Source organism: Micromonospora sp. C81, from assembly GCF_018070425.1.
Classification (GTDB): domain Bacteria; phylum Actinomycetota; class Actinomycetes; order Mycobacteriales; family Micromonosporaceae; genus Micromonospora; species Micromonospora zamorensis.
This window is the reverse complement of the sequence record NZ_JAGPXS010000002.1, coordinates 221,687-241,508: the sequence shown is the minus strand read 5'-3', so window position 1 is coordinate 241,508 and position 19,822 is coordinate 221,687. Positions and strand designations below refer to the sequence as shown.

At 72.3% G+C, this 19,822-nt stretch carries 25 protein-coding genes; 17 read left to right on the top strand and 8 right to left on the bottom strand.

Annotated elements, in window-relative coordinates; genetic code table 11:
* Positions 1–137: 137 nt before the first annotated feature.
* The 3 genes from mshD to KBX46_RS04645 form a co-directional block, all read right to left on the bottom strand.
* On the bottom strand, positions 138–1,064 hold the full coding sequence (gene mshD / locus KBX46_RS04655) for a mycothiol synthase (RefSeq protein WP_210791116.1): 927 nt from the start codon (positions 1,062–1,064) through the stop codon (positions 138–140).
* Between the two features lie 61 nt (positions 1,065–1,125).
* Positions 1,126–1,995 carry a polysaccharide deacetylase family protein gene (locus KBX46_RS04650; RefSeq protein WP_210791115.1) on the bottom strand — a complete coding sequence of 290 codons (870 nt, stop codon included), beginning with the start codon at positions 1,993–1,995 and terminating at the stop codon, positions 1,126–1,128.
* A gap of 150 nt (positions 1,996–2,145) precedes the next feature.
* Positions 2,146–2,865, bottom strand: coding sequence for a response regulator transcription factor (locus KBX46_RS04645; protein ID WP_179781168.1), 720 nt, complete (start codon positions 2,863–2,865; stop codon positions 2,146–2,148).
* A 242-nt stretch (positions 2,866–3,107) separates the two neighbouring features.
* Between KBX46_RS04645 and KBX46_RS04640 the strand changes: the two genes are divergently transcribed.
* The 7 genes from KBX46_RS04640 (at position 3,108) to KBX46_RS04615 (ending at position 8,232) form a co-directional block, all read left to right on the top strand.
* The gene (locus KBX46_RS04640) at positions 3,108–4,166 is read left to right on the top strand and encodes a hypothetical protein (RefSeq protein ID WP_210791113.1); all 1,059 of its coding nucleotides are present in this window, start codon (positions 3,108–3,110) and stop codon (positions 4,164–4,166) included.
* 104 nt (positions 4,167–4,270) lie between these two features.
* Positions 4,271–5,059: a DUF2993 domain-containing protein gene (locus tag KBX46_RS04635; protein WP_210791439.1), complete on the top strand. Its 789-nt coding sequence runs from the start codon at positions 4,271–4,273 to the stop codon at positions 5,057–5,059.
* A 92-nt stretch (positions 5,060–5,151) separates the two neighbouring features.
* Complete coding sequence (locus tag KBX46_RS33245) at positions 5,152–5,229, top strand: Ms5788A family Cys-rich leader peptide (RefSeq protein ID WP_310503780.1); 78 nt, start codon at positions 5,152–5,154, stop codon at positions 5,227–5,229.
* Between the two features lie 206 nt (positions 5,230–5,435).
* Complete coding sequence (locus KBX46_RS04630; RefSeq protein WP_088950396.1) at positions 5,436–6,284, top strand: sulfurtransferase; 849 nt, start codon at positions 5,436–5,438, stop codon at positions 6,282–6,284.
* Between the two features lie 2 nt (positions 6,285–6,286).
* Entirely contained in the window at positions 6,287–6,607 is a 321-nt protein-coding gene (locus KBX46_RS04625; RefSeq protein WP_088950395.1) for a DUF1416 domain-containing protein, read from the top strand.
* 231 nt (positions 6,608–6,838) lie between these two features.
* Positions 6,839–7,330 carry a winged helix-turn-helix domain-containing protein gene (locus tag KBX46_RS04620; RefSeq protein WP_210791437.1) on the top strand — a complete coding sequence of 164 codons (492 nt, stop codon included), beginning with the start codon at positions 6,839–6,841 and terminating at the stop codon, positions 7,328–7,330.
* A 125-nt stretch (positions 7,331–7,455) separates the two neighbouring features.
* Positions 7,456–8,232 (top strand): hypothetical protein, encoded by a 777-nt coding sequence (locus tag KBX46_RS04615; protein ID WP_308159375.1) that lies wholly within the window; start codon positions 7,456–7,458, stop codon positions 8,230–8,232.
* Between the two features lie 19 nt (positions 8,233–8,251).
* Here KBX46_RS04615 and KBX46_RS04610 read toward each other — a convergent pair whose 3' ends face one another.
* From KBX46_RS04610 to KBX46_RS04600, 3 genes are all read right to left on the bottom strand, one after another.
* The gene (locus tag KBX46_RS04610) at positions 8,252–10,306 is read right to left on the bottom strand and encodes an amylo-alpha-1,6-glucosidase (protein WP_210791109.1); all 2,055 of its coding nucleotides are present in this window, start codon (positions 10,304–10,306) and stop codon (positions 8,252–8,254) included.
* Positions 10,303–10,683, bottom strand: a complete 381-nt coding sequence (locus KBX46_RS04605) for an SCP2 sterol-binding domain-containing protein (protein WP_210791107.1) — start codon at positions 10,681–10,683, stop codon at positions 10,303–10,305. The genes KBX46_RS04610 and KBX46_RS04605 overlap by 4 nt, the downstream gene beginning before the upstream one ends.
* Before the next feature lie 79 nt (positions 10,684–10,762).
* The gene (locus KBX46_RS04600) at positions 10,763–11,137 is read right to left on the bottom strand and encodes a DsrE family protein (protein ID WP_088950390.1); all 375 of its coding nucleotides are present in this window, start codon (positions 11,135–11,137) and stop codon (positions 10,763–10,765) included.
* A gap of 12 nt (positions 11,138–11,149) precedes the next feature.
* Between KBX46_RS04600 and mtfM the strand changes: the two genes are divergently transcribed.
* Together mtfM and KBX46_RS04595 are read left to right on the top strand one after the other, a co-directional pair.
* Complete coding sequence (gene mtfM, locus KBX46_RS32990; RefSeq protein ID WP_030327764.1) at positions 11,150–11,254, top strand: small membrane protein MtfM; 105 nt, start codon at positions 11,150–11,152, stop codon at positions 11,252–11,254.
* A gap of 55 nt (positions 11,255–11,309) precedes the next feature.
* A complete protein-coding gene (locus tag KBX46_RS04595; RefSeq protein ID WP_099848910.1) occupies positions 11,310–11,897 on the top strand; it encodes an FABP family protein in 588 nt (195 codons plus the stop codon).
* Here the strand turns inward: KBX46_RS04595 and KBX46_RS04590 are convergent, their stop codons facing one another.
* Positions 11,898–12,776, bottom strand: coding sequence for an aminotransferase class IV (locus KBX46_RS04590; RefSeq protein WP_210791105.1), 879 nt, complete (start codon positions 12,774–12,776; stop codon positions 11,898–11,900).
* 69 nt (positions 12,777–12,845) lie between these two features.
* Here KBX46_RS04590 and KBX46_RS04585 point away from each other — a divergent pair, with 69 nt between their 5' ends.
* The 4 genes from KBX46_RS04585 (at position 12,846) to KBX46_RS04570 (ending at position 16,288) form a co-directional block, all read left to right on the top strand.
* Entirely contained in the window at positions 12,846–13,274 is a 429-nt protein-coding gene (locus tag KBX46_RS04585) for a Fur family transcriptional regulator (protein WP_088950387.1), read from the top strand.
* Positions 13,271–14,383 (top strand): folate-binding protein YgfZ, encoded by a 1,113-nt coding sequence (locus tag KBX46_RS04580; protein ID WP_210791097.1) that lies wholly within the window; start codon positions 13,271–13,273, stop codon positions 14,381–14,383. Before KBX46_RS04585 ends, KBX46_RS04580 begins: the two co-directional genes overlap by 4 nt.
* A 23-nt stretch (positions 14,384–14,406) precedes the next feature.
* Positions 14,407–15,234: a 3-keto-5-aminohexanoate cleavage protein gene (locus KBX46_RS04575; RefSeq protein WP_179781158.1), complete on the top strand. Its 828-nt coding sequence runs from the start codon at positions 14,407–14,409 to the stop codon at positions 15,232–15,234.
* A gap of 94 nt (positions 15,235–15,328) precedes the next feature.
* A complete protein-coding gene (locus tag KBX46_RS04570) occupies positions 15,329–16,288 on the top strand; it encodes an asparaginase (RefSeq protein ID WP_088950384.1) in 960 nt (319 codons plus the stop codon).
* 7 nt (positions 16,289–16,295) lie between these two features.
* Here KBX46_RS04570 and KBX46_RS04565 read toward each other — a convergent pair whose 3' ends face one another.
* Positions 16,296–17,093, bottom strand: coding sequence for an alpha/beta fold hydrolase (locus KBX46_RS04565; protein ID WP_210791096.1), 798 nt, complete (start codon positions 17,091–17,093; stop codon positions 16,296–16,298).
* Positions 17,094–17,204: 111 nt separating this feature from the next.
* Here KBX46_RS04565 and KBX46_RS04560 point away from each other — a divergent pair, with 111 nt between their 5' ends.
* From KBX46_RS04560 to KBX46_RS04545, 4 genes are all read left to right on the top strand, one after another.
* Positions 17,205–17,837, top strand: a complete 633-nt coding sequence (locus KBX46_RS04560; RefSeq protein WP_141911357.1) for a helix-turn-helix domain-containing protein — start codon at positions 17,205–17,207, stop codon at positions 17,835–17,837.
* Entirely contained in the window at positions 17,834–18,547 is a 714-nt protein-coding gene (locus tag KBX46_RS04555) for a hypothetical protein (protein WP_210791094.1), read from the top strand. The genes KBX46_RS04560 and KBX46_RS04555 overlap by 4 nt, the downstream gene beginning before the upstream one ends.
* Positions 18,548–18,618: 71 nt before the next feature.
* Complete coding sequence (locus KBX46_RS04550; RefSeq protein ID WP_210791087.1) at positions 18,619–18,933, top strand: DUF2516 family protein; 315 nt, start codon at positions 18,619–18,621, stop codon at positions 18,931–18,933.
* Positions 18,930–19,817: an alpha/beta fold hydrolase gene (locus tag KBX46_RS04545; RefSeq protein WP_088950379.1), complete on the top strand. Its 888-nt coding sequence runs from the start codon at positions 18,930–18,932 to the stop codon at positions 19,815–19,817. Before KBX46_RS04550 ends, KBX46_RS04545 begins: the two co-directional genes overlap by 4 nt.
* Positions 19,818–19,822: the final 5 nt, after the last annotated feature.

Sequence of the window (19,822 nt, the reverse complement as noted above, 5' to 3'; positions counted from 1 at the left end):
ACGGCCCCGGAGGTGACCGCTTGCTGAGGGTGAGTTGTCCGTTAAGTGAACCGGGATACGCCTGTCGGAAGTATGGGCATATTTCCGGTTCGGCGTTATGCCGCCGACGCCCGGCCGTTACCCGCCGGTGACCGCGGTCAGCCCAGGTGGTAGTTGATGTGCGCGGACCAGCGGGCGAAGCCCAGCCGTTCGTAGAGCGCCACCGCCCCGGTGTTCGACTCGTCCACGTAGAGCATCACCCGGTCCAGGCCGCGCTTGTCCCGCAGGTACGCCAGCCCGGCTGTGGTCAGCGCCCGGCCGAGCCCACCGCCGTGCGCGGTCGGCTCCACTCCCAGGACGTACACCTCGCCGATCCGGGCCGATCCGGGCCGCTCGTGCACCTTGGTCCAGTGGAAGCCGAGCAGCCGCCCGGTCGAGGTCTCCTCGGCGAGCAGGAAGCCGGCCGGGTCGAACCATGGCTCGGCGAGGCGGGCCGCCAGGTCGTCTGAGGTCCACCGGCCCTGGTCGGGGTGCTCGGCGAAGGCGCGCGCGTTGAGACTGAGCCAGGTCGCGTCGTCCGCACCGGGCTGGAACGCGCGCAGCGCCACCCCGTCGGGCAGGCGCGGCTCGCCGAGCGGGGCGGCCAGTGGCCGGCGCAATTGCCAGAGCACCCGCGCCCGGGTGAAGCCGAGATCGACGCCGAGGGCGGCGGCGGACGGGTGGTCGCCGTGCGCCCACGCCCGCAGTGGCCCGGTGGCCGAGGCGAGCACGCCCCGGGCCAGTGCGCGGCCGGTGCCCCGCCGTCGGTACGCGGGGTGCACCACCAGCTCGACGCCGATGCCGCCGACGGGGTCGGTCGTGTCCAGGTGCGCGTACCCGGTCAGGGTGCCGTCGTCGGTGCGGGCGATCAGGTGCACGGCCGGGGCGTCCGGGTCGCGCAGTCGGAGCAGGACGTGCTCGTCGAGCGGGTCGGCGCCGTCGGTGTCGCCCGCCGAGCTGGCGAGGGCCAGCACGTCGGCGATGTCCGCCGGTGCCAGTCGGTCGGTCCGGGTCACCTGGTCGCTGGTCGGCTCCGCGCTGCTCATCCCGTCACCGTATCCGTTGCGTGTCGTGACGCCCGGTCCGTCGCCGAGCGAAAGCTGTGACTCAGGTCGGGTCGGTGGGCAGGGCCTCCAGGTCGAACCGCGCGGTCAGGTCGGGCAGGATCCGGCGCAACGCGTCCACGGTGCCCTGCCGGTCGCCGCCGGCGTCGTGCAGCAGCACCACCGAGCCCGGTTCGGCCTGGCTCAGCACCGTCGCGGTGATCTTGGCGGCACCGGGTAGATCCCAGTCCGACGGGTCGACCGACCAGTGCAGCGGGGTCATGCCGAGCTGCCGCGCCACCGACACCACCGGGTACGTCCAGGCGCCGCCCGGCTGCCGGTACCAGACGATCGGCGCGTTCGGCACGGCCGCCCTGATCGCCTCGTTCGTGCGCAGGAGATCGGCCCGGATCGCGTCGGCCGATCGGGCGCCCAGGCCGACGTCGTGGTGCCAGGAGTGGTTGCACAGGGTGTGGCCCTCGCCCACGATCGCCTGGACCAGGTCGGGGTGGTTCTGAGCGTTCTCGCCGACCACGCAGAACGTCGCCTTCACATCGAATTCGCGCAGCATGGCGAGGACCTGCGGGGTGTACCGCGGGTCGGGCCCGTCGTCGAAGGTCAGCGCGAGCCGTGGGGAGCCGGTGGTGGCGTGCGCGCCGAACAGCTTGTCGCCGCCGCCGTCCCGCTCCGACCCGTCCTGGCCGGCCTCGGTGGGGCCGTTGCTGGCGCCGGGGTTAGGGACGTCGCCCGGCTCGCCGTCGCTGGGCTGGTCGGCGTAGTGCGGGCCGCCGGCGTGCGCGGTGACATCGGTGGGATGCCGGGGGGTCGGGTCGACGACGAGGCTGCGGCCCAGCGCGTACGCCGAGCCGAGCAGCGCCGCCAACACCAGCGTCACGATTCCCGTCGCCCGCGCGGTCGAACTGACCCGCGTCATGGCTTCCGCCCGGTTTGCCGGCCAGGCTGACCCGTCGCCCCCGTGGTCACTGCGCGCACCGTCGCCCCTTTCTCCGACAAACCCGGCAGTCAGAATAGAACCGCCAAGCCGCGCAAAAAGGGCATATAGGAAAGCTGAGTGACTCGTCGATCAGACGGGCAGGGGCGCGTGCTCCGCCTCGGGCAGGGACCGTGACGGCGGGACGACGAACTTGTAGCCGACCTGGCGGACGGTGCCGATCATCGACTCGTACTCCGAGCCGAGCTTGGCGCGCAGTCGCCGGACGTGCACGTCCACAGTGCGGGTGCCGCCGAAGTAGTCGTAGCCCCAGACCTCCCGCAGGAGCTGGTCCCGGGTGAACACCCGCCCCGGGTGCTGGGCCAGGAACTTCAGCAGCTCGAACTCCTTGTAGGTGAGGTCGAGAGGGCGGCCCTTGAGCTTGGCCGCGTACGTGTCGGGGTCGATGGTCAGCTCACCGGCCCGGATCGAGCCGCCGGCGCCGGCGGTCGCGTTGCTCAGGCGGCCGACCGCGAGCCGCAGTCGCGCCTCCACCTCGGCGGGACCGGCCGAGGCGAGGATGACGTCGTCGACGCCCCAGTCGGCGTTCAGTGCGATCAGGCCGGCCTCGGTCACCACCGCGACCAGCGGCACGCCGAGCCCGGTGGCGTGCAACATCCGGCAGGTCGCCCGGGCTTCGCTCAACTCAGACCGGGCGTCCACCAGCACCGCGTCGGGGCTGGGGCCCGCGACCAGGGTGCGGACATCGCGCGGCGCGGTGCGGACCGAGTGCGGCAACAGGTCGAGTGCCGGCAGCACAGCCGACGGTTCGCCTGCGCGCGCGGTCACCAGCAGCAGGATCTCCACGATCACCTCCGTCCCGGCGGCGCTCGGCCGCACGCGACCAGACACACTCGCGGGGAGTGTGCTGAGAAATTGCGTGGTCCCGGCGTCGCTGACGGGCGGGGTAACGGGGTTGAGCGTAACCGATCGCCTCGGCCGCGCCGTCTGGCCATTTCCCGTTTGTCTACCTTGCCCCTGATCGTGGAGCAGATTTTAACGTTGCTGAAACCCGTGACCGTCGTGTCCGGCCGCCGGTCTGGCACGATCGGGTCGTGTTTCCCTCCACCTCGCCCGAGGCCGGCCGCGAATCGTGGCCCGCCGGGCCCCACCCGGGCCCGGACGCCGCAGCGACGCGCGGCAACCCGCCCGCGCCGCGTACCGGTCCGGCCACCACCGACGGCGATCGCCGCGAACGAAGTGGGCCTCGCCGAGCCCGTCGCTCCGGCGAACCGGCGCGCCGATCCGAAGACGAGATCGACGAGCCGGAAGAGGAGGTCATACCCCCGGTCGAGGTGCACCGTCAGCTCGCGTTGACCATCGCCGGCTTCGCCGCGCTGCTCGGCGTCGGCCTGGTGCTCGGCGCGCAGACGTCCGGGCCTGGTCACCGGCTGCCGTTCGCCTTCATCATCTTCGGCGTCCAGTTGCTCTTCGTGCTCGCCTGGACGATCGCCATGCGCCCGCCCGCGATGCTGGTGGTCGCCGGGATCAGCGTCGTTGTTGCCGCACTCGCCGACATCGCCGCGGTGCAGACCGACGTCGCCGGTCTGGCGCCGCTGGGCTACCTGGCCGCCGGCGGCTTCCTCGCCGCGGTGCTCGGCCAGCTGGTCCGCCGCGTCGACCGGGTCCGGGTCACCGACTCCCTCGGCGCCACGCTGCTCATCGTGGTCGGAGTGGTGGCCTTCGGCACTCTGATCGTGCTCAGCCGGATCCCGGCCGGCACCCAGGCGATCACCGTCTGCCTGACGGCGAGCGGCGTCGCGCTGACCGTCGCCCGGCTCACCGACGCCGTCCTGCCCTGGCCCCGGCTGGCCCCGCAGGTGCCCAGGGGCGCGGCTGGCGTGGTGGCCGGCGCGATGGTCGGCACGCTGACCAGCGCACTTCTCGGCAGCTACCTGGTGGCGCCCTTCACGCCGACCCGGGCCGCCGTGATCGGCCTGGTCGCGGCGGTCGCCGCCGTGCTCTCCGACCTCGCCGTCGGGTACGCGGAGGCGGGCCGGCTGATGGCCGGAGAACCGCCCACCATGTGGGTGGCCCGGCACATGCAGGGTCCGCTCGGCGGCTTCGCCCTGGCGGCACCGGCCGCGTACGCGATGTGCATGCTCTTCCTCTGAGTCACGGTTGAGCCTGGAGCCGGTCGGGTACCTACGGGTGCGCCGCGCAGCGGCACCGGTGTGGACGACCCGTCGCGGTGCGGCGGGTGGAGACAGGAGGCGGCGTGGCGGAGGACTATCCGGCGGACGGGGCGCGGCCCCGACGGCGCGGCCGCAAGCTGCTCATCGGCCTGTTCGTCCTGCTCCTGGTGGTGGCGGGGTTGCTGGTCGTCGCCGACCGGGTGGCGGTCGGGGTCGCCGAGCGGATGATCGCCGACCGGGTCCGCCAGGAGATCACCAAGCAGGGCGCGCAATCCGCCGAGCCAGATGTGGAGGTGGGCGGCACGCCGTTCCTCACCCAGGTGCTCGATGGCCGCTACCAGCGGATCACCATCAACCTTCGGGACGTGCAGGCGCCGGTCGAGGGCGACGTCGTGCGGCTGTCGGTGCTGGACGTGGACGCCCGCAACGTCCGGGCCTCACTGGACACTCTGCGCACCGGCCAGGGTGACATCGTGGCGGACACGGTCAACGGCACCGGCACGATCAGCTACGACAGCCTCGCCGCGCTGCTGAAGCGTCCGGGGCTCACGCTTGGCGAGCAGAACGGCAAGCTCGCCGTCACGGGTCCGGCCGACATCCTCGGTCGGAAGATCACGATCAGCGGCACCGCCGACGTCACCGTCGCAGACAACGGCGCCGTCGCCCTGCGTTTCAACGACCTGGACGCCACGGGTCTGCCGAACCTGCCTCTGGCGCGCGGCCTGCTGAACAACTTCGCCAAGGACATCTCCATCGACGTGCCCCTGCCCGACCTGCCGTTCCAACTCGCCGTCCGGGAGGTCCGGCCGCTGCCGGAAGGGTTGGCGGTCACCGCCGACGCGAAGAACGTACCGATCAATTCCGTCAGCTGAGTGGGAACCCCATCCGGCCGGTGATCCGGTCGATTCCCGGATGGTGGTCGGCTCAGTGGCAGCCCCGTCACTGGCTGGTAGGCTCCCTGGCCATGGGGACCCACCTCACCAAACGGCGCGCGGTCGACCTGTGCCGCGTGGCCACCTGCCTGTGTCGCCCCGTCATCTGACGGCGGGGCTGTCTCCGGCCGCCTGACGGCGGCCACCGGCACAGGGTTCTCGCACCCTCCGGTGATCCCACCGAATGCCCGGCAGCGGCGCCGTCGCACGAACCCGTGATCCCGTCCTTCCGCTGGGTCCCGCGCGTGGTGCGACAGTTACACCCATCAATGCTCGCGCGTTGGCTCACCATCCATCCTCACCAGGGAGTGATTCGATGAGTCGCGACACCGCACTCGTTTCGGCCGAATGGGCCGAGAAGAACCTCGACGCCCCGGGCGTCGTCTTCGTCGAGGTCGACGAGGACACCTCGGCCTACGACACCGGCCACATCGCCGGCGCCATCAAGATTGACTGGAAGACCGACCTGCAGGACCAGGTCCGCCGGGACTTCGTCAACAAGACGCAGTTCGAGGCGTTGCTCTCCGAGCGGGGCATCAGCAACGACGACACCGTCATCCTCTACGGCGGCAACAACAACTGGTTCGCCGCGTACGCCTACTGGTACTTCAAGCTCTACGGCCACGGCGACGTGAAGCTGCTCGACGGCGGTCGCAAGAAGTGGGAGCTGGATGCCCGCCCGCTGGTCACCGACTCGGTGGCCCGCCCGGCGACGCAGTACGTCGCGCAGGAGCCGGACACGTCGATCCGGGCCTTCCGGGACGAGGTCGTGGCCGCGATCGGCACCAAGAACCTGGTCGACGTGCGCAGCCCCGACGAGTTCGCCGGCCGGCTGCTCGCCCCCGCCCACCTGCCGCAGGAGCAGGCGCAGCGGGCCGGGCACATCCCCACCGCGATCAGCGTCCCGTGGTCGAAGGCGGCCAACGAGGACGGCACCTTCCGGTCCGACGACGAGCTGCGCAAGATCTACGGCGACGCGGGGCTCGACGACGGCAAGGAGACCATCGCCTACTGCCGGATCGGCGAGCGCTCCTCGCACACCTGGTTCGTGCTCCAGGAGCTGCTGGGCCACCGCAACGTCAAGAACTACGACGGTTCCTGGACCGAGTACGGCTCGCTGGTCGGCGTGCCGGTCGCGCTCGGTGACGAACCCGGGGAGGCCTGATCATGACGCTCCCCATCGCCGCGGGTTGCGCCGCACCGGACCAGGCCGCACCGTTGCCGGCCAGTCTGGACCTGGAGAAGGAAACCGTCATCACCGGGATCGTCCGCTCCACCGAGGACGAGCCGGTGCCGGGCGCGTACGTCCGGCTGCTCGACTCGACCGGTGAGTTCACCGCCGAGGTGGTGACCTCGCCAGCCGGCCAGTTCCGGTTCTTCGCCGCGCCGGGCTCCTGGACGCTTCGGGCGCTGTCCCGGCACGGCAACGGCGACACCGCCGTCACCGCTGGCCGTGGCGTCAACGAGGTTGGCGTCACCGTCGCCTGACCCACTGCTCTGATCGACCGGGGCCGGTCACCCTCCTGGGGTGGTCGGCCCCGGTCGTGTGTTCGGCGAGGCGCCGGTGGTGTGGGCAAGCGCCGGTCATGGGTCACCGCCGTCCCGCCGGGACGGGCCGCGAAATCAATCGGCATACGTCACTATCTACTGGTGGAAATCACAGGTGAGGGTGGCATGTCCGGCGAAGAGGTTCTGATCGTCGTCTGCGTCAGCGCGGACATGTCGATGCGGGAGCGGGTGCTGCGTCAACTCGACGGCCTCGGCCCGGTGCTCAGCTGTGCCGACCTGACCGAGCTGCGCGAGCTGCTGTCGTCGCCGGCCGCCCCGCCGCCGGCCCGTCCCTCGACAGTGCCGCCCGCCGCTCCGGTCCGTCCCGCGATCGTGCCGGCCGGCGTGCCGCAGGGCCTGGTCAGGTGGGGTGAGCTGGTCGTCGACCGGGCAGGACACCGGGTCACCTGGCGCGGGGACCCGCTCCCGCTCACCCCCACCGAACGGGAACTGCTCGCCCTGCTCATCGGCCCACCGCTGGTGGTGTGGAGCTACGAGCAGCTCTTCGCCGCCGTGTGGAGCGGCCCGTACCGGGGCAGCGCCATCCTGCACTCCGCCGTCAAGCAGCTCCGGCACAAACTGCGTGGTCTCCCGGGAGGGCCGCAGGTGCACACCGTCCAGGGGATCGGCTACCGGCTCGATCCACCACCCCGCTCGACCTGACCGCCGGTGGGCCGGCAGCACACCCGTGACACCATGGCCGGGTGAACGGTGCTGTCCAGACGGGTTGGGCTCCTTCGGCCGGTCCCACCGCGCCGCCTCCTGCCCGGTCGTGGCGGCGTGCGTTGGTGGCCGCGACAGCGGCCTGGGCCGTGTTGCTGGCCCTGCTCACCTGGACGTCGGTCCGCGACGACCCACCGACCGTGCGCGAGCAGCGGTCCCTCGACCAGGCCGGCCCGGTGGTCGACCGGGCGATCGGCGAGCTGGCCCGGGCGGCCGGTGCGGCCGGTCTGCTGGAGCTGGGCCCGGCGCGGATCGCGGAGGGCTGCCGGGTCACCCCGTTCGCCGACGGGGCGAGGCTGCGGCGTGACGTCGGGGTGCTCGCGCCCACCGGCTCCGAGCAGACCGTGCTGGAGGGGATCGCCGAGCGGCTGCCGGCGAGCTGGCGGGCCGGGGTGGGCCCCGGGCTGAACGGCATCGAGCTGTACGCCGACGCCGGAGAGTTCGTGGCCGTCCAGGGACGGCCAACCGCGGACGGCCGGGTGCGAGTGGTCGTCGACACCGGTTGCCGACCGGTCGGCTCCGGCTACACACCGGCCGGGGCCACCGCCGGCCCCGAGGCCGCCGCCCTGACCGCGGCGCTGCGGGCGCTCGACCGCCCGGCCGACGCCGCGCCGGAGCTGGTCACCGCACCCTGCCCGGGCGGCGGGTCGGCCCACACCGTCCGTTCCGCTGAGGGCCCCGGCCCGGCCGCGCCGACAGCCGCGTTCGCCGCGCTGGCCGGCAACGCCCCACTGCTGGACCAACCCCCGGTGTACGCGTACCGCACCGGCCCGGTCACCGTGCTGGCCGAGCTCAACGAGGACGCGACCCGGCTGGCCGCCACCGTCGGCTGCCCGGGTTGAGCCGGGCGGCTCGCTCGGATCAGCCGCCGCCCGGCTGATCCTCCGGGTCACGGCTGCGACCCAACGCGTCGACCTTCCCCCACCGACCGGGGATGTCCAGCAGCTCCACCCGGCCCATGCCCGGTGGCACGGCCGGGTCGATGATCAGGTGCTCGCCCTGCGGCTCCAGGCCCAGCATCACCCGGAGCAGCAGCAGCGGAGTGCCGGTCGACCAGGCCTGCGGGCTGCACGCGGTCGGATACTCCACCGGGTAGTCGGTGAGGTCGCGGGCGTAGCCGGCGAACGCCTCCGGCAGCCGCCCCTCGAAGTAGCGGGACGCGGCCAGCATCGTGTCGCAGATCAGCCCGGCCTCATTCCGGAAGCCGTACCGCCACAGCCCCCAGGCGATGATCGAGTTGTCGAACGGCCACACCGTGCCGACGTGGTACCCGATCGGGTTGTACCGCCCCTCGTCCTCGGCGAGCGTCCGCACTCCCCACCCGGAGAACAGGCGCGGCCCGAGCAGGTGCTCGACCACCTTGCCGGCGCGGGACTCGTCCACGATGCCGCTCCACAGCAGGTGCCCGATGTTCGAGGTGAGCGCGTCCACCTGCCGGCCGTCGGCGTCCAGCGCGAGCGCGTAGTACTCGCGGTCGGCGATCCAGAAGTCGCGGTCGAACCGCCGCTTGAGGTCGGCGGCCTCCCGCTCCAGCCGGTCGGCGTACGCCGGGTCGTTCCAGAAGGTCCGGGCCAGCCGGGCGGCCCGGATCTTCGCGTCGTACGCGTACCCCTGAAGTTCGCAGGTCGCCCGGGGGAAGCCGGGCATCTCGCCATCGGCGTACGAGATGGCGTCCCAGGAGTCCTTCCAGCACTGGTTCTGCAGACCGGTCTCCGGGTTGCGGGTCTGGTACCAGAGGTAGCCGGTGCCGAGCAGGTCCCCGTACGTGTCGATCCACTGCAACGCCGCGCGGACCTGCGGTTCCAGCTTGCGGACCAGTGTGGCGTCACCGGTCCACCGTTCGTACTCGTCGAGCAGGATGATGAACAGTGGTGTCGAGTCGGCCGACCCGTAGTACGGCGAGTGTGGCTGCTCCTCGAAGCCGGCGGTCTCGCCGTAGCGCAGCTCGTGCAGGATCTTGCCGGGCTCCTCGTCCCGGAAGTCGTCCACCCGGTGCCCCTGTAGTCCGGCCAGCATCAGGATGGTCGGGGGGACCAGTTCCGGCAGGAACGGCAGCACCTGCAACGAGGTGATGATGCTGTCCCGGCCGAACAGGGTCATGAACCAGGGCAGTCCGGCGGCGATCAGCCGCACGCCCAGGGCGATCGACTCGTAGCGCAGGGCGGCCAGGTCGTTGAGGCTGCGCCGGTACGCCCCGGCCAGTGGCTGGCAGTCGCAGCCGAGCTTCGGCGCCCGGTCGATCAGTTCCTGCTGCTCGGCCCGGATGGCGTCCGCGCTGCGGCTGCCGCCGTAGGGGAGGGTCGCGCGGATGTCCTCACCGCGCGCCCCGAAGACGACGCTGGACACGCGTAGCCGGGTGGTCCACCTGCCGTTGCGGGCTATCCGGATCCGGAAGGTCATCCCGGTGGTGTCGACCTGCCCCGGCGCACTGGTGCTGACCGTCGTCTCCCGGTGGAACGCCTCCCGGCGGTAGGTCAGCCGCAACTCGTTCTCCGCGACCGTGACAGTGGTGCGCCCCTGTTTCTGCCGGCGGTGCTTGATCTCGAACAGGTCGGCGAAGTCGGCCGCGATGTCGATCCGGACGGTGAACTCGACGTCCGCCTCGGTGTGGTTGAGGACGGTCAGCTCCTCCGCGAAGCTGCCCACGATCGCCCGGCTGCGGATCACCGACGCCTTGGCGTCCAGGTAGTGCGTGGGTTCGCCGGGGGCGAGAAAGAACTTGGTGCGGTACGACTGCGTGTCGTCGACGGAGAGGGCGTGCAGCCGCTGGCCGTCCAGGGTGAGCACCCACTTGGACAGGAACCGGGTGTCGAAGGAGAACAGCCCGGTGGGGAAGTCGTAGGACGGCTCGATGTCCCCCCGCCGGTCGCTGACCAGGAAGGTGTTGCCGTCCAGAATGCTGACGAGTTCCTTCACGTCGATCGCCTGGCCGCCCGGCGGGCCACCTCACGGGGGTCGCGGGTGCCGGGTGGGTCGGGGAAGAACCGACGGAAGGCGAGGAAGAGCACCACGTTTCCGCTGAACGTGCTCTCGTTGCGTAGCACCGCCGCGACACCCTGCGCCTCGCCGGTGATCAGTCGATCGAAGAGGGCGGCGCTGCTGAACCAGATGGCGTCGGCCGGCCCGCGCTCGCGGCTGACCTGCACCGATCCGGGCCGCATCCGGACCAGCCAGTGCTCGGTCCGGTGGTCGCTGCCGAGGTCGATCTGCAGGGTTCCGTCGGCCAGGCCGCCCAGGACGTCCGGGGCGCGCGCCGGCAGTGATTCGAAGAACCTCTCCGCCGCCTCGGTCACATCCGAATCGTAGGCAGCCGTCCGAGATGTCGGGTCGGTATCGGCACTCCGCCCGGATCAGCCCCACCGGGTCGGATGGTCAGTAGACGAGTGCCTGCGCGCCCTCGGCCAACGCCTCCTCGACGAAAACCGCGGCGCCCGCGATCCGCACCCCGGGCAACACGTCGTCCGGGCCGATCTCCCGGCGGGCGGCGCACTGGGTGCAGGCAGTCACCCGGCCACTGGTCAGGATGACGTGCAGCAACTCGGCCAGCGGTGCGGAGTGCGGCAGCTCGAACTGTTGGGCGCGACCGGGCAGCGCGAACCAGGTCGATTCACCGGTCAGCCAGAGCGACACGTCCACCCCGGCCGCGACAGCCGTCGCGGCGACAGTGAATGCCTGCGCGCACCGCTCCGGGGCGTCCGCCCCCGCGGTGGCCTTGACGACGAGAGTGCGGGCCATGTGGCCCAGCATAGGATGGCCGGGATGGTTACCGAGATCGGGTTTGTCAGCCTGTTGGTCGCTGGCCTGGGCGGGCTCGCCGGTGGCCTGGTCTACCTTGCCGTACGCATTTCGAGAGGACGCTGGTGAGCGCGAGGAGTGAGCCGGGTCTGCGAGCCCCGCAGTCGCGAACGAAGGTGGCCCTGTGAGCGAGAATCCGCTGCAGCCGCCGTGGCTGAACGCGCCGCCGGTCGAGGAGTACCCGTTCGAGGAGAGCCACGACCTGCGGGTCGGGCCGAAGCTGCACCCCGCGCTGGATGGCTTGCTGCCCTACATCGGGCTGTGGCGCGGCCGGGGCAAGGGTGGTTTCCCCACCATCGAGGACTTCGACTACGCGCAGGAGATCCGGATCAGCCACGACGGCCGACCGTTCCTGCACTACGAGTCCCGCGCCTGGATCCTGGACGAGCAGAGCAAGCCGGTCCGGCCGGCCGGTCGTGAGATCGGCTGGTGGCGGCCGGTGCTGGTGGACGGGCGGGCGACCGACGAGCTGGAGGCGCTGCTGAGCACCCCGACCGGGGTGATGGAGTTGCACCTGGGCAAGCGCACCGGCACCCAGGTCGAGTTCGCCACCGACGCCGTGGTCCGGACTCCGACCGCCAAGGAGGTCACCGGTGGCAAGCGGCTCTTCGGCATCGTCGAGGGTGCGCTGCTCTACGCCCAGGAGATGGCCGCCATGGGCCACGGTCTCAGCCCGCACCTCTCCGCCCGGCTCGTCCGGGTCGGCGGCTGACTAGACGGGGAAACCCAGCAGGGCGTGCAGGGCGGGGGTGCGCGGGCAGCGAGCTCGACGCACCCCGTCCAGCGTGTGCACCTCGGCGGCTCCGCGTAGCGACGAGGTGAACCACAGGCCGTCCGCGGCGTGCAGCTCGGCCACCGTGGCCAGCCGCTCGGCGGTGTTCAGGCCCAGCTCGGCGGCGTGGGCGAGCAACCAGGCGACGGTCGTGCCGGCGAGGATGCCGGTTGTCGCGGCCGGCACCGTGCAGAGCGTGTCGTCGGTGAGCCACACCACGTTGGCCGTGGGGCCCTCCAGCCCGTAGCCGTCGGAGGAGACCCACAGCACGTCGTCCACGCCGGCCCGGCCGGCCCAGCGGCGGGCGGCGCTGCTGACCGCGTACGACGTGGATTTGATCCCGGCCGGCAGCCAGCTCAGCCCGGGGCGAGTGTCGGCGGGCACCCCCAGCGGCAGGGTGGCCACATTGATCCCGTTCCGCCGGGCTGCCCGGGAAGGCGCCGGCACCTCGGCCAGCGTGGCGTAGACCGTCGGGGGGCCGCCGGCCTCCGGGCCCCTCGTGCAGACCAGCCGGAGCGCCCCTTCCACGGGCGTCGGCCAGTCCGCGCGTACCTCGTCGAGCAGGTCGGTCAGCGCTGCGGTGGGGGGTAGGGGCAGGTCGATGGCCAAGGCCGCCGCGACCAGGCGGGCCAGGTGCTCGTCGCGCAGCCACGGCCGGCCGTGCCGCAGGTGCATGGTTTCGAAGATGCCGTCGCCGTGCAGGACTCCGAGGTCGTCGCCGCGAAGCACGGGGTCGCCGGTCGGAATCAGGCCGCGCCCGAGCACGGCGATCCGCGCGGTCGGGCCGGCCGTGACCTCCCCGCCGGACGACTTCACCATGACCGTCGAGCGTAGTGGCGGTCGATCGCGATGTGAGGAGCAGCCTGGTGGCCGAACTATGATCGGACGGTGTCCGAATCCTCCCTCGCGGAAATGCTGCGGGCCCGTGGGCTGCGGCTGACGGCCCAACGGCAGCTCGTCCTCCAGGCGGTGCTCGATCTGGGGCACGCCAGCCCGGAGCAGGTGCACACCGCCGTCCGGGAGGTCGCGGCCGGCGTCAACATCACCACCATCTACCGCACGCTTGAGCTGTTGGAACGGCTCGGCCTGGTCACCCACACGCACCTGTCGCACGGCTCACCGACCTATCACGCGGCCGGTGAGCACCAACACGTCCACCTGGTCTGCCGGGAGTGCGGCGCGATCGACGAGATCGATCCGGAGCTGCTGCGCCCGCTCGCCGACCAGTTGGCCACGCAGCGGGGGTTCCGGGTGGATATCGGGCACGTGTCACTTTTCGGCGTCTGCGTACGCTGCGAGAACGGGGACGACAAATGATCGACATCGCGGGCGCGGTGGCCGTCGAGGGCATCGACGAGGCCAGCCGTGACCAGCCGGATCCGGCGCATGTCGCGGCCGGGGTGCGGGGGGTGGCCGCACACTACGGCGACCCGCTGCGTGAGCAGCGCACCCTCGACACCGCTGTCGGTCTGGTCGACCGGTCGCACCGGGGGATCATCGCGGTGCCCGGGGAAGAGCGGGCCAGCTGGCTGCACACTGTCACCTCGCAGCACCTGAGCGCACTGGCCGCCGGTGAGGGCACCGAACTGCTGGTGCTGTCCCCGCACGGCCACATCGAGCAGCACGCCATGGTCGCGGAGGACGGCGAGACCACCTGGCTGGACACCGAGCCGGGGGCCACCGAGGGTCTGCTGGCCTACCTGAACAAGATGCGGTTCTTCAGCAAGGTCGAGCCGCGCGACGCGACCGCCGAGCGGGCACTGTTGTCGCTGGTCGGGCCGGCGGCGACGGAGGCGCTGAGCACGCTCGGCGTGACCGGGCTCGCCGCGCCGGACCAGGTCGCGGTGCCGGGTCCGAAGTTCCCGCACGGTGCCGTGCCACCCCGGGCGAGCGCGCGGTACGACGTACGACCGCTGCCGATCGGCGGCTGGGCACGCCGCGGCCCGCTCGGGGTGGACCTGCTGGTGCCCCGCTCGGCGATGGACCAGGTCGTGGCGGAGCTGCGCGGCGCGGGCGTGCCGGTCGCGGGGCTCTGGGCGTACGAGGCGATCCGGGTGGCCGCGCGCCAGCCCCGGGTCGGGGTGGACACCGACCACCGGACCATCCCGGCCGAGGTGGACCTGATCGGCCCGGCGGTGCACCTGGACAAGGGTTGCTACCGGGGGCAGGAGACGGTGGCCCGGGTGCACAACATGGGTCGGCCGCCGCGCCGCCTCGTACTCCTGCACCTGGACGGGGTGACCACCGACCAGCCGCCGGCGGCCGGTACGCCGGTGACCCTCGACGGCCGGGCGGTCGGCTTCGTCGGCACCGCGGTGCTGCACCACGAGCTGGGTCAGGTCGCTCTCGCCGTGATCAAGCGGAACGTCTCCGACGACGCCGCGCTGATGATCGGCGAGACCGCGGCGGCGATCGACCCGTCCTGAGCGGGCCGTCTAGGATCGCCGGCATGACAACAGGGACGTTGATCACGGTGGCCCCGACCGGCGCTGAGTCGGCCAAGGCAGAGGTGCCGGCGCTGCCGGTGACCCTCGACGAGTTGCTGCTCACCGCCAAGGAGTGCGAGGCGCTCGGCGCTGCCGTGATCCACGTCCACATCCGCGACGACGAGGCGCGGCCGAGCCTCGACCCGGTGCGCCTGGCCGACACGGTGGCGGCGCTGCGGGAGAGCACGGACCTGATCGTGCAGCTCTCCTCCGGCGGCGCGGTGACCGATCCGGAGGCTGCTCGGCTGGCCGTCCTCGACGCCAGGCCGGACATGGCCTCGTGCACGATGGGCACCGTCAACTTCGGCGACGACGTCTTCCTCAACCGCTGGGAGTTCATCGTCGACCTGCACACCCGGATGCAGGAACGCGGGATCGTGCCGGAGTACGAGATCTTCGACCTCGGCCACCTGTCCGCGTTGCAGCGGTTGCTCGGCAGGTACGGCCTGCCGGCTGGCGGGCACGTGCACGTCGACTTCGTGATGGGCGTGCCGGGCGGTATGCCGGGCACCACCGAGACGCTGGTCGCGGCGCACCGGATGCTGCGGGACCTGCCCGAGGGCACCACGTTCTCGGCCACCGGGGTCGGCCGCAGCACGATTCCGGTGCTGCTGGCCTCCCTGTCGACCGGCGGGCACCTGCGGGTCGGTATGGAGGACACAGTGACGTACGCCAAGGGCCGTCCGGTGGAGTCCAACATGCAACTGGTCGCCCGCGCTGTGGGTTTCGCCCAGCTCGCTCAACGCCCGCCGCTGACCACCGCCGAGGCTCGCGAGCTGCTCGGTCTGTAAGGCCGGGCCGGTCCCACGCTCCTGTCACCCGAGCGGAGGACCACCTGGTCACCCCGCCGACGGGCACCCCGGCACCGTCGGTACCGTCCAGCGCGTGACGAAGACGTACGAGGGTGGCTCTCCACTCGCCGAGGTGGTCCGTTCCGGGTTCGTGGAGGGGGCGCACCGAGGCTCGGTGGTGGTGCTGGACGCCGCCGGTGCGGCGGTGGCGTCCGCCGGGGACGTGACGTCGCCGATCTTCCCCCGCTCGGCCAGCAAGCCGATGCAGGCGATCGGGATGCTGCGTGCCGGCCTGCCGTTGACCGACCCGGCCGACGTGGCGCTGGTCTCGGCGAGTCACGCCGGTGAGGACTTCCACCTGGCCCGGGTCGGTGCGTTGCTCCAGCGGGCCGGGTTGGACGCCTCGGCCCTGCACTGCCCGCCCGACCTGCCGGTGGGCGTGGCCGCCCGGGAGGCCGTGCTGCGCGCCGGGGGCGGCCCGAACCGGGTGCAGATGAACTGCTCCGGCAAGCACAGCGGGATGCTGCTGACCTGCGAGGCCGCCGGTTGGCCGCTGGATGGTTACTGGCGGCCGGAGCACCCGTTGCAGCAGCGGTTGCGGGCGGCCATCGAGGAGTTCACCGGCGAGCAGGCGGCGGCGGTGGGCGTGGACGGTTGCGGCGCCCCGGTGCTCGCGGTGTCGCTCACCGGCCTGGCCGGGGCGTTCCTCCGGCTGGTCGACGCCGAGCCCGGCTCGGTGCCGCGTACGGTGGCCGACGCGATGCGCGCGTACCCGGAGATCGTCGGTGGCACCCAGGCCGACGACACCCGGTTGATGCGCGGCGTTCCGGGCCTGCTGGCCAAGGTCGGTGCCGAGGGCGTGATCGCGGTGGCCCTGCCGGGTGTCGGCGCCGTCGCACTGAAGATCGACGACGGCGCCGACCGGGCCCGGATGCCGGTGCTGGTCTCCGCGCTGCGCCGGCTCGGCGTGGACGCCCCGGTGCTGACCGAGTACGCCGAGGTGCCGCTCTTCGGCGGCGGTGTCCCGGTCGGCGCGGTCCGCCCGCTCTGGTGACCGTCGTCTAGCTCAGGAAGTCGAGCAGTGCGGCGTTGACCGGCTCCGGACGCTCCAGCGGCAACAGGTGTGCGGCGTCCGGCACGTCCGGCAGCCGTACCGCGCCGGGGACCTCGGCGGCGATCCGGTCGGCGAGCCGGCTGATGTCCGGTACGTCGGCGGCGCCGGCGGTGACCAGGACGGGCACTGTCAGCTCGCCGAGGCGACCGATCGCCGGCGGCGTCAGCTCTCCCACCTCGACCGCACCGAGCGCCAACTCGGCGGCGAGCGCACGCTGGTCCATCTCCTGCGCGAACGCGAGGAGCGCGGGGTCGACGTCCTGCGGCTGGCGGCCCGGGCCGACCACCCAGAACCGCACCTCACCGGCAGCGCCGGCGACGAAGTCGTCGGGGTCGACCTCGCCGACCAGGTCGTCCCAGAGGTCGTTCGCCTCCTCGGACCACTCGTTGCCGGAGACCGCCGTGTCGAACAGCGCGAGCGCGCTCACCCGGTCGGGGTGGGCCAGTGCGGTGTCGATGGCGACCGCCCCGCCGAAGGAGCAGCCGACCAGGGCGGCACGGGGCAGGTCGAGCGCGTCCAGCAGGCCGGCCACGTCGTCGTGGTGCGCGAACGGGGTCGGCGGCAGCTCCGAGTCCCCGTAGCCGCGCAGGTCCGGGACGATCACCCGGTGGCGGGCGGCGAGCGCGGGAAGCTGCCCTCGCCACATCCGCCGGTCGGCGATGCCAGCGTGCAGCAGTACGACGGGCGAACCGGTGCCCGCCTCGTCGTACGCGATGCTTGCTCCATTGACTGTGATCTTGTGCACGGACGGACCGTACGGATCGGGGGAGCGGGGCGCAACCGCCCGCTGAGACCTTGCTAACTGTGGCTAGCGTTTTGCTTGCAAGAGCTAGCGCGGCCGGTTAGCGTCGCAGTCATGGCCACACCGAAGGACCTTCCCGACGTCGGCGGGTTCATCCGCGATCTTCGGCGGAACGCCAAGATCTCGCTCCGTCAGCTCGCCGAGCAGGCGGGGGTCAGCAACCCGTACCTCAGTCAGATCGAGCGCGGCCTGCGCAAGCCCAGCGCCGAGGTGCTTCAGCAACTGGCGAGCGCGCTGCGGGTCTCCACCCCGGCGATGTACCTGCGGGCCGGGCTGCTCGACGACAAGGAAGGCCACGGCGTGCTCGCGGCCATCGCCGTTGATGCCGACCTGACGATGGCCCAGAAGCAGTCACTCACCCAGATCTACGAGACGTTCCGCCGGGAGAACACCCGGCTGGCCGACGCCCAGGCCCCCGCCGAGGGCAGCGGCACCGGGTCCACCGGTGGCACGGCCGGGGCGACCACCCCGACCGATGTCGGCGATCAACCCGCCGACGTGGCCAACCTGGCCGCCACCGGCCCCACCACCGCAGGCGGCACCCCGACCGAGGCCGTACTCGAGTCGGTTGCCGTCACCGAGGCGGGCACCGCACCCGCCCCGGGCAGCACCAACACCCCCGAGAAGAAGGCCGCCGGTCCGGCGGTCCGCGAGGCCGCCACGGCGGCCGAAGAGGAGACGTCATGAGCGAGCCGAAGACCAACCGCATCCCCGCCCCGATCTACGCCGCCGCTGGCGCCGGTGAGCTGGCCATCGAGCAGTTGCGCAAACTGCCGGCCGTGGTCGGCGTCCTCAGCACCCGGGTCGTCGCCGACCTGGGCGGTCGGGCCGTGCTGACCGGTTACGAGCTGCGCCAGAAGGCCACCGAGACCCTGCGTACCGCCAACGAGACCGCCGGCACGCTGCGCGAGCGGGCGCAGGCCGAACTGGACCTGGCCAAGCTGCGCGAGGCCGCCGACCTGGCCAAGCTGCGCGAGGTCACCGACCTCGACAAGCTGCGCGCTGCCGCGACCCGCAACGCCATCATGGTGTACGCGGGCGCCCAGGCCGCCCAGGAGCGGGCCTTCGCCGCGTACGGTGCGCTGGTCGCCCGTGGTGAGCGCGTCGTCGGCGCCGGTGTGCTGGAGGCCGCCGAGACGGTCAACGCCGACATCGAGGCCACCGAGGGTGTGCCGGCGACCACCGCCACCACCACCCCGGCTCCCGCCGCCACCCCGGCTCCCGCCGCCACGGCCCCGGTCGACGTGCCGACCCCGGCCGACGTGGCCGAGATCGCCGAGGCCAAGCCGGCCGCCGGCAAGAAGGCAGCCCGTGCACCGAAGGCCGCCAAGCCGGCCGCGACCCCGTCGGCGAAGCTGCCCCGGGCCACCAAGCGGACCCGCCCGGCGGCCGAGTAGTTCGCCATGTCGACGACCCCGGCGGCGTCCTTGTCGGACGTAGCCGGGGTCCTCGACATAAGCTTGCCGGCATGGCCAACGCCGCGCCGATCTTCGCGTTCGAAGTCCGCTACGTGATCGAGCTGATCCTGCTCGTCTTCGCGCTGATCGTCCAGGGCGTCGCCCTGGTCCACGCGATCACCCAGCGCTCCGACGCCTTCCCCGCCATCGGGACACTTCCCAAGGGTGGCTGGATCGCCATCCTGGCGGTCTGTCTCGTGCTGACCCTGCTCGGCTTCGGGCCGATCAGCCTCTTCGGACTGGTCGGCATCGCCGCCGGTCTCATCTACCTGCTCGACGTTCGGGTCGGCCTTCGCGACCTCAGCGACGGCAAAGGGTTCTGGTGAGAGGTTTCCGCTGGCCACCCCCACCGGACAGCGGCCCCCGCACCTGGGGGCCCGGTCCGGGTGGGCCGCGTACCGGCCGCCCGGCGCTGCCGGAGCCGGACACCGACCTGGTCGCCACCCCGCACGGCGTACGGCTGGAGCGGCTGGTCACCGGCACCGGTGACCCGGTGACCGTGTTCGCGCACGGGCTGGGCAACGGCATCGCCACCACCCGCCCGTTCGGCAGTGGGGTGACGGGCCGCAAGGTGTTCTTCCAGTTCCGTGGGCATGGCCGTTCCGAGGCCCCGGACGGGCCGTGGAACTACCTGGACCTCGCTCGGGACCTACGGGCGATCGCGGACCTCGGCGGGGCCAGTCGGGCGTTCGGCGCGAGCCTCGGCGCCGGTGCCCTCTGCCGGCTGCTCGTGGAGAGCCCGGACCGTTTCGAGAAGCTGGTCTTCTTCCTACCCGCGGTGCTCGACCGGCCGCGTGGCCCGGTCGCGCAGGAACGCATCACGGACCTGCTGGAGGCGGTGGAGAGCGGGGACGCCTCGGCGGTCGCCGACGTCGTCACCCTGGAGCTGCCTCCTGCGGTGCGTAACACTCCCGCCGGCTGGGCGTACCTGCGGCAACGGCTCGACCAGCTGCTCCGCGACGGTCTGGCCGCCGGCCTGGCGGGCCTCGCCGAGCAGACGCCGTTGCGCGACACCACCGCCCTCGCGGCGGTGACCGCGCCAGCGCTGGTGATCGCCAACGCGGGCGACGACCTGCACCCGGTCGAGGTCGCCGAGCGACTCGCCGCTGCGCTGCCCCAGGCCACCCTGCACGTGTACGACCGGCCCGGCGTCCTCTGGTCGGAACGCGCCGACCTGCGGGACCGCATCGCCGGCTTCCTCAACGAGTAACGTGC